Source organism: Bartonella sp. CL162QHHD, from assembly GCF_042195435.1.
In the GTDB taxonomy this organism is placed as follows: domain Bacteria; phylum Pseudomonadota; class Alphaproteobacteria; order Rhizobiales; family Rhizobiaceae; genus Bartonella.
This window is the reverse complement of record NZ_JBHIOG010000061.1, coordinates 1-15020: the sequence shown is the minus strand read 5'-3', so window position 1 is coordinate 15020 and position 15020 is coordinate 1. Positions and strand designations below refer to the sequence as shown.

The 15020-nt window shown below is 39.0% G+C and carries 13 protein-coding genes and 2 pseudogenes; 7 read left to right on the top strand and 8 right to left on the bottom strand.

Translation table 11 applies throughout. The annotated features are described in order from the left end of the window. Positions 1-12 precede the first annotated feature (12 nt). Together ACFILD_RS05730 and ACFILD_RS05725 are read right to left on the bottom strand one after the other, a co-directional pair. Positions 13-981 (bottom strand): tyrosine recombinase XerC, encoded by a 969-nt coding sequence (locus ACFILD_RS05730; protein ID WP_375630711.1) that lies wholly within the window; start codon positions 979-981, stop codon positions 13-15. Positions 982-984: 3 nt separating this feature from the next. Then, complete coding sequence (locus ACFILD_RS05725) at positions 985-1806, bottom strand: SapC family protein (protein WP_375630713.1); 822 nt, start codon at positions 1804-1806, stop codon at positions 985-987. Between the two features lie 131 nt (positions 1807-1937). Between ACFILD_RS05725 and rimM the strand changes: the two genes are divergently transcribed. From rimM to ACFILD_RS05690, 7 genes are all read left to right on the top strand, one after another. Beyond that, positions 1938-2495, top strand: a complete 558-nt coding sequence (gene rimM, locus ACFILD_RS05720) for a ribosome maturation factor RimM (protein ID WP_375637343.1) — start codon at positions 1938-1940, stop codon at positions 2493-2495. 283 nt (positions 2496-2778) lie between these two features. Continuing rightward, on the top strand, positions 2779-3477 hold the full coding sequence (gene trmD / locus ACFILD_RS05715; protein WP_273790059.1) for a tRNA (guanosine(37)-N1)-methyltransferase TrmD: 699 nt from the start codon (positions 2779-2781) through the stop codon (positions 3475-3477). A 209-nt stretch (positions 3478-3686) separates the two neighbouring features. Continuing rightward, a complete protein-coding gene (gene rplS / locus ACFILD_RS05710; RefSeq protein ID WP_273790058.1) occupies positions 3687-4127 on the top strand; it encodes a 50S ribosomal protein L19 in 441 nt (146 codons plus the stop codon). A 474-nt stretch (positions 4128-4601) separates the two neighbouring features. Beyond that, complete coding sequence (gene sdhC, locus ACFILD_RS05705; RefSeq protein ID WP_375662794.1) at positions 4602-5003, top strand: succinate dehydrogenase, cytochrome b556 subunit; 402 nt, start codon at positions 4602-4604, stop codon at positions 5001-5003. A gap of 18 nt (positions 5004-5021) precedes the next feature. After that, complete coding sequence (sdhD, locus tag ACFILD_RS05700) at positions 5022-5408, top strand: succinate dehydrogenase, hydrophobic membrane anchor protein (protein WP_273790057.1); 387 nt, start codon at positions 5022-5024, stop codon at positions 5406-5408. Positions 5409-5414: 6 nt separating this feature from the next. Then, on the top strand, positions 5415-7259 hold the full coding sequence (gene sdhA, locus ACFILD_RS05695; RefSeq protein ID WP_273790056.1) for a succinate dehydrogenase flavoprotein subunit: 1845 nt from the start codon (positions 5415-5417) through the stop codon (positions 7257-7259). 14 nt (positions 7260-7273) lie between these two features. Continuing rightward, a complete protein-coding gene (locus tag ACFILD_RS05690; RefSeq protein WP_273790055.1) occupies positions 7274-8053 on the top strand; it encodes a succinate dehydrogenase iron-sulfur subunit in 780 nt (259 codons plus the stop codon). A gap of 1234 nt (positions 8054-9287) precedes the next feature. Here ACFILD_RS05690 and ACFILD_RS05685 read toward each other — a convergent pair. The 6 genes and pseudogenes from ACFILD_RS05685 to ACFILD_RS05660 all read right to left on the bottom strand — a co-directional run. Further along, positions 9288-10093 (bottom strand): annotated as a pseudogene (locus ACFILD_RS05685) (integrase); the annotation flags it as partial. Between the two features lie 1121 nt (positions 10094-11214). Beyond that, on the bottom strand, positions 11215-12276 hold the full coding sequence (gene virB11 / locus ACFILD_RS05680) for a P-type DNA transfer ATPase VirB11 (protein WP_273790054.1): 1062 nt from the start codon (positions 12274-12276) through the stop codon (positions 11215-11217). After that, positions 12251-13408 (bottom strand): type IV secretion system protein VirB10, encoded by a 1158-nt coding sequence (gene virB10, locus ACFILD_RS05675; protein ID WP_375659826.1) that lies wholly within the window; start codon positions 13406-13408, stop codon positions 12251-12253. The genes virB11 and virB10 overlap by 26 nt, the downstream gene beginning before the upstream one ends. Then, on the bottom strand, positions 13408-14217 hold the full coding sequence (gene virB9, locus ACFILD_RS05670; protein ID WP_273790052.1) for a P-type conjugative transfer protein VirB9: 810 nt from the start codon (positions 14215-14217) through the stop codon (positions 13408-13410). Before virB9 ends, virB10 begins: the two co-directional genes overlap by 1 nt. A gap of 13 nt (positions 14218-14230) precedes the next feature. Beyond that, on the bottom strand, positions 14231-14932 hold the full coding sequence (locus ACFILD_RS05665; protein WP_273790051.1) for a virB8 family protein: 702 nt from the start codon (positions 14930-14932) through the stop codon (positions 14231-14233). Next, positions 14929-15020, bottom strand: a pseudogene (locus ACFILD_RS05660) (TrwH protein); the annotation flags it as partial. The gene ACFILD_RS05665 and the pseudogene ACFILD_RS05660, both read right to left, overlap by 4 nt.

Here is a 15020-nt window from a genome sequence, read left to right as displayed (position 1 = left end):
GATGAGACACTTTTAGGAACGGGGATGGGCCTTTTGATAAATTTTTAACAAATGGTCTGTATCGACATGGGTATAGATTTGTGTGGTGGAAAGACTAGCGTGCCCAAGAAGTTCTTGAATCGTGCGCAAATCTCCCCCCCGTGATAAAAGATGGGTGGCAAAAGAATGGCGCAGTGTATGAGGCGTTGCAGTTTCTGGTAAACCAAGGCTTGCTCGTAAGTTGCGTACAGTTTTCTGAATAATGGCGGGCTGTAGGGGACCGCCTCGTGCCCCGCGAAATATGGGTTGGTTATCCACTAAAGGATATGGGCAACATTTGAGATAATTTTGTACAGCTTCGTAAACAATTTTGATGAGAGGAACAAGGCGTGTTTTTCCACCTTTTCCTGTTATAAATAAACTTGTTTTTTCAGGATCAGAAAATTGTTCTGGTGTGAGGCTTAAGGCTTCTGATATTCGCATTCCACAGCCATAGAGAAGCATGAGGACAGCCGCATTACGAGCGCTAATCCAAGGTTCATTTTCTAGCTGGTTTTCTTGTTTGACTATGTGAAGTGCTGATTTGATCGCTAAAGGTTTTGGGAGCGATCTTGGGTGTTTGGGGCTTCGGATAAGTTGAGCCGCCGGAACATTGACGATTCCTTCACGTGATAGGTACTTGAAAAAAGAACGGATGCCTGCTACTCCGCGGCTTAAAGAACGAGCACTTACATTGTTTGTACGCCGATAAGCAAGATAAGCACGCAAGTCACTGATGCGTAAATGAGCAAGATCTGTAAGGGTTGGTGTATGACTTAAGTGTTGACAGAGAAAAGACAAAAATTGCCGCGTATCACGTTCATAGGCTTGCACTGTTTGTGCTGACATACGACGTGTTTGGGTAAGACACTCTAACCAATTTTTCCTTGCGTTTAAAATTGCATGGTCTGCTGGAATGAGAGGAATATTTTCATCTTTTCTCTTGTCGTTTTTGATAGGCATTATCTAGTTGAGAGTTTCTTTCTTTTTAGATTTTTCATCGTTAGAATGACCATTCTTGTTTTGGGGTTGCTCTTCACGATTGATAAGTTGCTTTTCACCTTTGAGAGAGAGTATTTTCACAAGATTGTGCGTTGACATCAAATGCGCAAAAATTAATCCTAAAAAGCCATTTTTATGAAGTTTGGCAAGTTGGCTTGCTGATAATTTATTCAATTTTTCTTCATCAACAACCCAAAAATGTTCTAATTGAGCTGAGAGACCTTTATCGTTTTTCACATTGATAGATTTTTGGCTTAGAAGATCCATTTCTACAAGAGCATCAATAAACTCAGAGGTTTTTTCCATAGCGATTTTAAAACTTTCAAGAAAACGAATACGTTCTTCCATAAAAGGAGAAATAGAGCCGTCGGAATTAAAAAGTTCTGTTCCTGCAACTTCATTAAACATACCTGACTGTTGATCAAAGCAAACAGAAAGTTCTTTTTCATTGCTAATTTGTGCCAAAACAAAAGGATAGCGACGGACAAAAGCAGGAACATAAGTATTATTTTTCCAACTTTTATCAGAAGCGATATAGTCATTTTCGTCATTAGAAAGGCCGACAAGAGCTGCGGATGTGTAGTGCCGTTTTTTTTGTTCATCTTCGGCGCACATAAATAAAATAGGATAGTCTAGTGCTGCTTGAAAATATTCAGTACTTGCTAAAGGAACCCAGTGAGTATCCTTGGCAAAAGACATATCACTTGGAGGAGCAAATTTTAGATTTTTATGGGAAACTTTGTTGATTGGCGTGATATCTTTGTAAAATAGCATAATATTTGCCATAAGACTTTCTCCTTTATTAATTTGTTTTTGTTACCAAGAAAGGTCTTTTAGAAGATTGTCTCATATGGCAACAAGATTGAATAGAAAACTATAAGATTGAAGGGTTCATTTTTGAGAGATAATATTTTCGTATGAAGTATAATAAAGAAAAGCTTAAAAATAAAGTCTATCTTGCCATTATTGGTATGCCTCATGGTATAAAAGGAGATGTTTTTGTTAAAATTCTAAGTGCTGAGCCACAGCGTTTTAAGTTTTACAGCACTCTTTATGATGATATGGGGCGTTCTTATGAAATTATAACTCTTCGCATACAAAAAAATAAGGCGATTGTACGTTTTAAAGGGATAGAAAATCGTAATGCGGCTGAGTCTTTAAAAGGTATTCGCCTTTATGTGACGCGTGATCAATTAATTGATGATTTGATGGAGGATGAGTTTTATCAAGTCGATTTAATAGGCTTGTGTGTCCAAGATTGTGGGGGAAAAATCTTAGGTGAAGTGTGTGGTTTTTTTAATTTCGGGGCTGGTGATTTGCTTGAAATACGTTTGAATACAGGTAAAAGAGTCCTTATTCCCTTTAGTAAGGCGGCGGTACCAGAAATTTGTATGGATTCTGGTTTTCTTGTTGTTGATCCCATGGCCGCTGGTTTAATTGATGGGGGAGACAATGATAAAAAGGAAATAGCTTGAATCTAAAAATAAAGATGAAGGAAAAAATAACAGATAAATTTCGTCAATAAAAAGTGGAATGTGTGGAAATATTAAAAATGCACTTTTGAGCAGATATTGTAAGCACTTTATCTCGAAATAGTTCTGAATTTTTAGAGTCTTTTTTAGTGCAAGTATTTAGAAGGATCGTATTGAATAAAGCGCAGATCAAGGAGATTCAATTTAACGCTATAGCGTTAAAAATCTTGTTTGTGCTATTTTTGCTATTAAGAGTCTGTTTAAGAAAATAAGGATGAGAAATAAAATGAAGTTTCAGGCGCGCGTTTTAACCCTTTATCCTGAAATGTTTCCTGGTTTTTTAGGGTATTCTTTAGCAGGGCAAGCTTTAGAGCGCGGAATTTGGTCACTGGAGACGGTACAGATTAGGGATTTTGCTTTAGACAAACACCATAGCGTTGATGATAAACCTGCTGGTGGGGGGGCGGGTATGGTAATGCGGGCGGATGTATTGGCGGCGGCTCTTGATTGTTGTCCACAGGATTCGCCAAGATTGTTGATGAGTCCACGTGGGCGCCCTTTTGACCAAGCTTACGCGCATAGCTTGGCTCGTGATACGGGTGTAACGTTAGTTTGTGGACGTTTTGAAGGGGTTGATGAGCGAGTCATAGAAGCACGAGAATTAGAAGAAGTTTCTATTGGTGATTATATTCTTTCAGGGGGTGAAACAGCCGCATTGGTTATCTTAGATGCTATTATACGTCTTCTGCCTGGAGTGATGGGGAATGCAGCTTCTGCAAGGTGTGAAAGTTTTGAAAATGGCTTGCTGGAACATCCGCAATATACACGCCCTTCTCTTTTCGAAGGGCGGGGTATTCCGCCTGTATTGCTCTCAGGTCATCACAAAGCGATCGCAGATTGGCGTCAAAGCCAAGCCGAATTGTTAACACGTCAACGTCGCCCTGATCTTTATGCGCGTTATGATAAAAATCATCAGAAAACTTGATTCATATGATAAGGTAGTGTATTGCATGGCTCTCTTTTTAGAGAGTTTTTTATAAAAGGTTTTCTGTAGTTCCAAAATTAAAATGAAGGAATGGTGTATTCGCTCCTGTGTAAGACATAGCCTAAAGAGCTCTTTATTCTTAATAAAGGCTTTTTTGGTAAGAGTTGAGCGCTCTGACTGTTCGATAAAGAACATGAAGGATAAAAGAAATGAATATTATCGCACAACTTGAAGCTGAACAATGTGCAAAAATTGAAGAAAAGCGCCAATTTCCAGCCTTTAAGCCAGGAGATACAGTTCGTGTCATGGTGCGTGTGACGGAGGGTACGCGGACGCGTGTTCAGGCTTATGAAGGTGTTTGTATTGCACGTTCAGGCGGTGGGTTGAATGAGACCTTTACAGTGCGCAAGATTTCTTATGGTGAAGGGGTGGAACGGGTGTTTCCTGTTTATTCTCCGTTGATTGAAGGTGTTGAGCTGGTGCGCCGTGGTAAAGTGCGCCGTGCAAAACTCTATTATCTTCGTGGTTTGAGAGGTAAAGCTGCGCGTATCGCTGAAAAGAGAGATTATCGGAAAAAAGCTGAAAAGGTTATTGAGAAAGTAGAAGCAGCATCTGTCAGCACAGATGTTGAAAAGAAAGTTGCTGAGTAAAGATTATATCAGCTAAACTTTATGCAAAAGCGGCTTTATGCCGCTTATTTGTGTCTTTCGTGATTCGTTTTGCCTTTTAAAAGGCTTGGAGGGGACATAAAAATGTTTAATCTATCAATTTTTTCCTCTTTTTATCCTTAATCATGGGTGCAATTTAAGATACCATTGCATATATCATGGATACTCAAAAGGATAAGTTTAATCTGAAAAAATGCCTGTTTATATTTGAGAAAAGATGTTAGACCTTTGACGTGAAGATAAAATTGTATTAGATTAAAGCAAGTTTTGCGGATCATATCCGTGGAGTAATCGGTTTTTTTATGCGTGACCTTTAATCCGTTATTTGAGACAACCGACCTGTAGTATCGGTATCTTGAGATGCCAAACAAGTGAAAACGAGAGAATATATTTAGTCGTTTTGCGCGAACTTTCTCGTTCATTGCGGTTGCAGTAAAAACCAGGTCAGGATATTTTATGACAGAGACAACTAGGATAAAAGAGCGCCCTCGTTCCCCTCATATAAGTATTTATCGTTGGACAATTACTATGGCTATGTCCATTGCACACCGCATTACGGGTATGGCACTTTATATTGGAACGGTTTTTCTTGCTGTTTGGTTAATTGCTATTGCGTGCGGGGAGGAGGCATTCAGAACGGTCCACGAGATTTATAGTTCTTGGTTTGGATTGTGTATTTTGTTTCTTTATACTTTGGCAGGGGTTCATCACATGGTTGGTGGTGTTCGCCACATTGTTTGGGATCTGAAACCTTGCCTTTTGGCAAAAGAAAAGGCAACAGTCACTGCTTGGGCGACAGTGTTTATTTCTCTTATTGTTACTTTTGCGATTTGGATTATTGGATATACCGTTGTTTAGCTGGGGGTGAAAAGAGATATGAAAAAAGATTTTCGAACGGAACTTGGAAAAGTACGGGGGCGTGGCAGTGCTCATGAAGGAACAGAGCATTTTTGGCTAGAACGTTTGACAGGGTTTATCAATCTACCACTTTTGATATTTTTTATTGTTCTTATTCTTTCGCTTGTGGGAAAGGACTATAGCATTGTGCGTGCAAGACTTGCACATCCTATTGTTGCTATTTTGATGGGATTGATGACTTTTTCGGTCCTTTATTATATGAAACTTGGTATGCAAGTGGTGATTGAAGATTATATTCCACGTGAAGGTTTCCGGATATTCTTTTTGACGTTAAATATTTTATTTTGTTTTCTCATAGGTGGTATCATTATTTTTTCTCTTTTGAAAATTGCATTAGGGGGTTAAACAAATATGGCGGGTACAGGATCATCTCTGGGCGCTAAAGCAGGTAACGCCCCTTATCGCACTGTAGATCATAAATTTGATGTTGTTGTTGTTGGGGCAGGTGGTGCAGGATTACGTGCAACATTGGGTATGGCGGAACAAGGATTAAAGACAGCTTGTATTACGAAGGTTTTTCCAACGCGCTCACACACGGTTGCAGCACAAGGGGGAATTGCTGCATCGCTTTCAAATATGGGACCTGATAATTGGCAGTGGCATTTATATGATACCGTGAAAGGTTCTGATTGGTTGGGTGATACCGATGCAATGGAATATTTGGTGCGTAATGCTCCTGCTGCTGTGTATGAATTAGAACATTATGGCGTTCCTTTTTCGCGGACGCAAGAAGGCAAAATTTATCAGCGTCCTTTTGGTGGACATACGACACAATTTGGTGAAGGTCCACCTGTTCAGCGTACTTGCGCAGCCGCTGATCGTACAGGCCACGCCATTTTGCATACGCTTTATGGACAAAGCTTAAAGCATAATGCGCAATTTTTTATTGAATATTTTGCACTCGATCTCATCATGACGGATGGGGTTTGTACGGGGGTTGTGGCATGGAATCTCGATGATGGTACAATACATCGTTTTTCTGCTAAAATGGTTGTTCTTGCAACCGGTGGTTATGGACGCGCTTATTTTTCCGCGACATCGGCGCATACCTGTACGGGTGATGGTGGTGGAATGATCGCACGTGCTGGATTGCCACTTCAGGATATGGAGTTTGTGCAATTCCATCCGACAGGGATTTACGGTTCTGGCTGCTTAATTACAGAAGGAGCTCGTGGTGAAGGAGGCTATTTAATCAATTCTGAAGGCGAACGCTTTATGGAGCGCTATGCACCTTCCTTTAAGGATTTGGCTTCACGTGATTTGGTTTCGCGTTGTATCACACTTGAAATTCGTGAAGGACGTGGTGTTGGACCTAAGAAGGACCATATTCATTTGGTTCTCAACCATATTGATCCTGCAATCTTGCACGAGCGTTTACCGGGAATTTCGGAATCAGCTCGGATTTTTGCAGGTGTGGATGTAACAAAAGAGCCTATCCCCATCTTGCCAACGGTCCATTATAATATGGGTGGGATTCCTACCAATTACTACGGGGAAGTTCTCAATCCAACGGCTGATTCGCCTGATCGTATTCAACCAGGGCTGATGGCGGTAGGAGAAGCAGGATGTGCTTCTGTTCATGGGGCTAATCGCTTGGGGTCAAATTCATTAATTGATCTTGTGGTGTTTGGTCGTGCTGCTGCCATTCGCGCGGGGGAAGTTATTGATCGGAATGCAGAAATTCCACCCCTCAATGAAGAAGCTGTTGACGAAATTATAGCGCGTTTTGATCGTTTACGTTTTGCACAAGGGGCGATACCAACAGCTCTATTGCGTGAAAAAATGCAGCGCACGATGCAAGAAGATGCGGCAGTATTCCGTACAGAAGATTCTTTGCAACAAGGATGTCAGCGGATGAATAAAATCTGGGGGGAATTGTCGGATCTCAAAGTCACAGATCGTTCTCTGATATGGAATTCTGATTTGGTTGAAACATTAGAGCTTGAAAATCTCATGGCGAATGCAATCATGACTGTTCATTCTGCCGAAGCACGTTTAGAAAGCCGTGGCGCTCATGCTCGTGAAGATTATCCAGAGCGTGATGATAAAAACTGGCGTAAACATACGCTTTCACATTTGTCAAAAGAGGGTAAGGTGACATTATCATATCGACCTGTCCATGTGGACCCATTAACATCTGAAGCTGATGGTGGGATCGATTTAAAGCGCATTGCACCTAAAAAACGGGTTTATTAAGGGGAGAATGAAATATGGTACAAATTAAGCTTCCCAAAAACTCTCAAGTAAAACCGGGAAAGGTTTGGCCTAAACCTGAAGGTGCTACAAAGCTGACGGAATTTCACGTGTATCGTTGGTCGCCTGATGATGAGGAAAATCCTCATTTAGATACTTATTATGTGGATCGTTCTGCTTGTGGTCCTATGATTCTTGATGGGCTTTTGTTTATTAAAAACCATATTGATCCAACTTTGACACTTCGTCGATCTTGCCGTGAAGGCATCTGTGGTTCATGTGCGATGAATATTGATGGAACCAATACATTGGCTTGTACCAAAGGTATGGATGATGTAAAACACCCCATTAAAGTCTACCCTTTGCCTTCCATGCCGGTTGTTAAAGATTTGGTTCCTGACTTGAATCGCTTTTATGCGCAACACCGAGTTATTGAGCCTTGGTTACAAACAGTTTCTCCTGAACCTGCAAAAGAATGGTTACAAAGTCACTCCGATCGCCAAAAAATCGATGGTCTTTATGAGTGTATTTTGTGTGCGTGTTGTCAGACTTCATGTCCAAGTTATTGGTGGAACGGTGATCGTTATTTGGGTCCCGCTGTTTTGCTTCAAGCTTATCGCTGGATTGCGGATTCACGTGATGAGATGTGTGGTGAACGTCTTGATAATTTAGAAGACCCTTTCCGCCTTTATCGTTGCCATACGATTATGAATTGTGCGCAAACTTGTCCAAAGGGATTAAATCCAGCGAAAGCGATTGCTGAAATTAAAAAACTCATGGTTGAACGCCGCCTTTGAAAATTTACTGATTGATGAAAATAAAGCGCAAGGTGGAAAATTGTATCTCCTTTTAGCAATTAAATCTCTAAAAGAAGATCGGCTGCTTATGGGGGCGCAGTAGCTATAATCATTCTAAAAGTGAAGTAATCCCTAAAAAGTTAAGCAATTCTTGCAATGGCTGAGCAGAAAACTCATAGTTGAATATTATCTTTGAAAACTGACCTTTTAACGAACAGTAAAAAGAAAAATAGAAAATTGTGCGTGTTTTTTGTGCCTCTTTGAGGCTTAATCTCTAAAAATTTATTGGCTTCTATGAGGCGGTTAGCATAGTTATTATTGCCTTTAAAAAGGCAATAGTCTTTTGGGTAGACTATACTTTAAATAGCGTTCTATGTAAAAACAATAAAATCAATATGTTATGTGTTTTTATTTTTATTAAATTATTATCATAATTTATACTTTGATGCAGATTCAATTAATCATTTTTTATAAAAAATGATAACTCTGTATAAATATAGAACAAAAAATAAATGCTGATACAAATATTAAACGCATGTAAATTATTTAAATGAAATACACAAGAGTGATTATTATGACAGTTCGTCATTTTACGACACATTTATTATAATATCGAAAACATTGCTAATATTCATGGATTAGGAATTTTTGATAAAAGCATTATATATAAAGGTCATATTTTTTATTTTAAAGATTTTATTGTTAATCGCATTAAAAAACAAAATTTATAGTTTTTTCCAAAAATTTAGAAAACGCTAGTGAGAATTCTAAGAACACGTGTTGCGAATGTGGAATAGGGATGTTTATAGGTTCGTTTGAGTTGAATGAATTCAATCATCAAAGAAAACATGTTGTGTTTTTATGAGTTTCATAGGTTTTGATTTTATATGTTTTTATCTATAAAAAATAGAGGTTTCTAGGTTTAGGTCTCATTTATTATGTTAGGGGATTTCATTTTTTCTTGTATATATGCTGAAGAAAGTTATTTAAGCAGTAAAAGTGTTTTTTATTTTATTTTTTAGCATAAAAGGTATTTCTTAACATGAAAGAGAGGTGTCCAAGTATTAACGGTATAATCGGTCATTGTTTTGATATTTATTCTGTTGTGCTGTAAAACACTATCTTATTTAGGATGTGGTAATTAAAGTGGTTAGAAGGTGAAATCTGCTAGGCGAGGAGGCGGATAATTTGCAGCTCAGTGCGTGTAAAAAGCTTCACCCTTTGAGGTGTGATAGGTGGAGTCTGTTAGCCAATTACGTAAACTAGAGCGAAATTTACGTGGACAGGTTTTCAGACTAATCTCTCTTATATATTGTGATAGGAAACTCACATTAATAAGGACCACGACCGGTTGCAGAAAAAAGAAATCATTGCGAAAAAACAAGCACGCTTGTTTTAAAATTTTTAATGCTTCTGATCATAAGGGTATGCTGAAATCTCCTGTAGTATTACGCAGACCTTTTATATTCTCAAGCCAAGAATTGTCCATATATCCCCTTCAATCTGATTTTCACGAATTGATGCAAGGGATGGTAGAAACCTCTGTAAGAATAAGCAGACGCAAAGCCAGTTGTATCATTATTGTTGCTTTGCAGAGTGTTTGATAAAAATCTGGAACATTTCTCCAATTCATTGCCTGTTCATTAATGACTTTATGGCGTTGTTTTTCTAAAAAAGCTTTTGCTGTTGCAGCTTTTACTTATCAGATGGGAGTTAAGAGTATTACGTATCTCTCGTTGGCGTAATCTTTGAAATCGGTATACAGCCTCCTAATTTGAGGAGAATATGAAGCTGTAAAGGTGCAAACCAGTTTCTATTTTGCCGTCATTTTTTAGTTCAGTTTTATGACTTTCAAAAGTATCTAGAGTAATGTCTTTTAAATAATAGAGATTATGCATTGCTTCACGCTTTTGTTTCTCTCGTTTTTTAATAAGATCACAATCCTTATACAAAACAGAACGCCCCAACCCAAATACACCTGGCTTGTCAATTTATGCGCTTGTTTTAAAGAAACCTTTCTTTAAGGAGCCCCCAGCTCATTTCGCGACAGTGCTCGTGGATGGTATAATGGTAAAGCTCCGATGAATAATATAAAATTTATAGAGCATCTCCATTTTTACACTTCATAAAAGAGAAAGTTGGGTGCCATTAGACACTTTGCAAACTCCCAATGTTGCGACAGTTTTTGGCATTTTGGATGGTTTATAAAAGGTATTTTTAGTGCTTTTTTGTACAGTTTCATTCTATACGGCTTTATTCGCTTGTAATGTGCAAGAGCATGGTTTTGGTTAATAGACAGCTTTGAAATGAGAGAATCTTACGGTACTAAGATCTTTTATCCAACACGCAAAATAATGAACACTCTTTATAAATCAATGTGACGTGGCTTAAGAAGAGGGATTGTATATCTGTGCTTTTAGGAATTTTTGCTTTTTGAGGTGCAGAGAAGAGAGCAGGAATATTCAGAGAGTAGAGCTTACCTGTGTAGTCTATGGATATCCTCTTTAGGATGGGGACATAAGCTACGTGATATGGTTAGCAAAGCTTGCTTAAGAGAAATTTAGTTGTTTACGAACAGCCGTAGGTTAAGAATCTTTCTTCGTCCGAAGAAGACGTCGATATGCCACTATACTTTTTATTACCAAATAGAATGTGGTTTATGGATGCTAAATCGAAATGATAGTTTATTTCGTATGAGGTTTTCCGTATCTGGAGATTGTTTGGTGAAAAAACATATTTATTAATCACTTGAAAATAGCGCTTAGAATTTTTAAACGATAAGTTTTGGTCTTGATTGACGATAATTATTTATTATGATTGAAAGGACCTGTTTTACGAAGCTTTCATTGATATGCGAATCAAAATTTCTTCTTTTCTTTTGTTGAAATATTTATTTTATAGCTATTTTTTTGCATTAAACATACTTTTTCAAAAGATAAATGGGAAGAATGATCAAAGGTAAGAGAATAGAGAGAGCCTTATGTATAATTTGGTTTTCTCGTAGAGTTGTTGTCTATTAACTTTTTTCTTCTTTTATTCATGAAGAGTGTAGAAGATCCATTGGAAAAGAAAAGAGAATAGGAAAAGTTAAATAAATAGCCGTAACAATTAGTTACGGCTATTGTTTGTTTGTATCATATTACCGAGAGAGGAAGCTCCCCTTAAGCGATTTTTGATTTAGCAAAAATTGGGTCGTAAAAGACTTCAGAGAGTTTTCTATCTTTAAAGAACAACACTACGTCAACTGTTGTATAGAGAACGATTTTTATCATTTCTAACTCGAGTTGCCGGCCAACTTCTGATCTTTTAATCAAGGTGGCACATCGTTCAAATGTCTGCAAAGCGCTGTTGGCATGCGTCGTTGTAATCGATCCGGGATGGCCAGTGTTGAGCGAATTGAGATATTCCCATGCTTCATTGCCTCGCAATTCAGCGAGAAAAATTCGGTCGGGCGACTGACGCATACACGCATCTAGACACTCTTCAGCTGAAACACGGCCTACATTGTTACCATAAATCATATGTACATGATTGGGATGATTGGGTAGAAAAAGCTCATGAACATCTTCAATTGTGATAATACGCTCCTCTACAGGAACCTTTTCAATTAAAGAGCGGGCAAATGTTGTTTTACCAGATCCTGTTTTACCTGCAATAATAATGTTGCGTTTGTGAAGGACGCATTCTTGTAAAAATTCAAGAATTTTTCCATCACGTTTATGTTGCAAAAGTTGAACTTCAAATGGTTCCAACCGTGTGAAGTCCTGCTTCGATAACAAGTTATTGGCTTCTTTTGCTGAAGGCTTATTAAAACTTACATCAGAAAAATCGTCAAATGCCCCTTCTTCTTTGAGTTCTTCTAACGTCTTAACTACAAGAGAATGTTTACGAATTACAAAGGAAAGAGCACCATCAACAACAGCTGGTGTTTGTATAATTGTACCACGTTGTCCACCAGGCAAGAGCACATAATTAATACTTCTGGGAGCCATACCGTTATAAACGATAATAGCTGTAATAAGCGTTTGCAAAAAAGTGGTTGTTAACTCTGGTACGCTATGTACTTGCCAACCCTTAAAGCTTTTCGTCCATACTTCATAGGGGCGGCAAATCGATAATTCAGTGATCGTGGGATCTTCTAAGAAACAATCAAGCGGTTGCAGAAGCTGAAAAACTGCTTGATCTTTCTGTATCGGGTTAACGTGTGACGAGACTGTAGACATTGCTGAAATCCAGATCACGAGCAACAAAAATATTTACTCGTTCGCCTTGGTTTTTGTAAAGTGTTGGTGTGATATTGATGGAATTTTGAAGAACATCGATTGCTATAGATTCAGCATTCTGAGCATCTTTATTTTGTGAATTCTCTTTATTTTCTTTGCTGCTTTTATTAACTTTTCCTCTTACCCATTCTCCTAAATCACCGATAATGCTTACCATAATTGCACTACCAAATCTCTCCCAAAAATGTCTGTCAACCCAGCCACCAATACCCGCTTCACCTAGAGGACCTGTGCCTGGTGAGTCAAGATTGACAACAACACCAGAAGGCGTTTCGATGCGTAACCATTGCACAAACACGCGCGTTTGTCCTTGTTGTATGCCACTTTGGTAAAAACCAACGACTTTAGAACCACGGTCAAGCAAAACAACACGTCCACTTGTGGAATAAATATCGCGTGTTAAATAGCACGTCGTCATTCCGGGTTGTGATGTAATGATCTTTGTTTCTAACGTACAATCTATTTGCGTTCCTTGTGTAATCAAAAAGTCACGGTTACGAAGTTGCATCGCATGTGATTGACCTAAACGTACGGGCTGAAGGTTATCAAATAATACGCCATTACCTGTATCATTATTCGATGCTTTATTATTCGTATCTGTAGATCCTTCGCTACCACCGTTGTTAAGGCTAGAACTGAGCATACGTTTGCGTGCTAATTCTTCAGAATCTTGGAGCATATGTGGAGGAATGGCTGTTTGAAGAAGCTTACTCAAGGCCGGTGGAATATCTAGGTTTGAATCTTCTATTTGTGTTGATTTTTCTGCTTCTTCTACAGTCTTTGGCTCTTCTATAATCCGAGGGACGTAGTTTGGTATAATTTGCTGTACTATTTGTTGTGGTTTTTCTTCCTCAACTTCCACGGTATTACGCATTGTAAAAGCTTTCCAAGTCAATGCAATCGGTATCGTTACTATGACAATAAGTCCTACCACTAACAATGCACGGGTACCTGGAATTGTCGGACGACGTTCAGAACCTAGTTCGGACCCTCCATAGGCACCTTCAATATGTTTTTGCTCGACGTTGTCCAGTTTTGTACCTTTTCCCTCTCCTTCCTTATTGTCAAACATCATTTTCCTCCTTTATTGATACGATAAACCACCGAAGATACTGTCCCTGTTGTGTTTGGTACGCCGCCATTGGGGTCATAGGCTTCATTAAAAACAGCTAGAGCGCGTTTACCAAGCCGTATGAGCCATTTAGGATTGACCTTATGAACGGCGATAATATCATTAGAACTGCCGATAACGGTGCGTGGTATTAAGCTTTCATTGCCTTCAGCATCTACGACATAAATCGATGGCATATCCATGTTAGCGGGAAATTTGAAATAAGTAATGCGCCCATTGTCCCAAGCATTTATCGGAGCAATATCTTGGTGACCGCTCATGGTATAACTGAGATTATAGCCGTTGACGCTTTGGTGAAAACCACGTTCAATCGCAAGGCGTCGATTGTTTTCTTCTGACTTTTCATCGTTTGAATCGGGATAATGGAAAGCCAATTCATAAGTTGATCCCGCACGGTCATTCCGAAACTGTAGTCGGAATTTGTAACTCCGTTTGTCAGTTACAACGATGAGATTGGTATTGGCAAGCTCTGCTTTTGGTTTAATAAAAATATGCCGCCCTTTATGAGCAAAGGCATAGGCTTCAGAATCGCCAAAGGCATGAGTTATATACTGTTCACCTTCTTCAAGAATAATATGTGTTGCCACACCAAGAACTGTTTCAATTTGAACCACATCGGCTTCGTTATATGTTATATAGCGAATGCGGTGATCATATTGTGAATTTGATGGACTTTTGAGCGCCTGCACAGGTACCGTATAAAGAGAAGAAAACGAAGACAATAGAACAACGAACGCAAGTTTTTTCATAACAATCAATTCCTTAATCATTCAACAGTATTTCTGGGTCAGAACGGTAACTTGTTACTTGAAAACCAAGGGGGTTAAGCAATCGATCAGATGATTTCATGGGTGCACCGATATAGGTGTAACCAATTGTTGCAATCTGGTGCTGCTTTGGTCCAGTAGCAGCACCGTTGCTGTCAAGTTGCTGAGTCGTAAAACGTACAGTTGCTTGACCGAGTCCATTAGGCTGGATTGATCGTACTTTAACTGTGATACGTGCTTTGTTGGAAAGCACTTTGTCCCGTGCATTTTCTCCATCATAGATTTTATAATATTCTTGTTGAACAGATGCCGCACTTAAAAGTGCTGTTGTGTCATAGTTCAGTTGAATGGTATCGTAGTCGTAAGTTTCGCGGTTAAGCACATATTGGTTTAGCCAATACCTATCTACAACTTCACCATAGCTTTCTTCGTGTTCACGCATGATTGAGATAACATCAACTGCACCCGTCGTATTATCAACGCGCAATACTAAGGGAGTAGGAGCTGGTTGAGAAAATCCAACAACTCCACATATCATACCGAATAAGCCAAAAAGACCCACAGTACTCGCGACACGCCATGCCGTTCTGCGCGACCTTATAAATTCATTGATAAGATCACGTTCTAAGCCACGGCTTTCTTCGTAATAACTTCTAAGTTGTTCGGCTTTCACTGGTTTTGCTTGTTTTGTTTTCATCTGTCTCCTCGCTTGATTTCGGCAGGGATTGTTTTATTAATAGGCACCCGGTTCCTATCATTTGGCTGTTTTAGCTTTGGTGCTAATA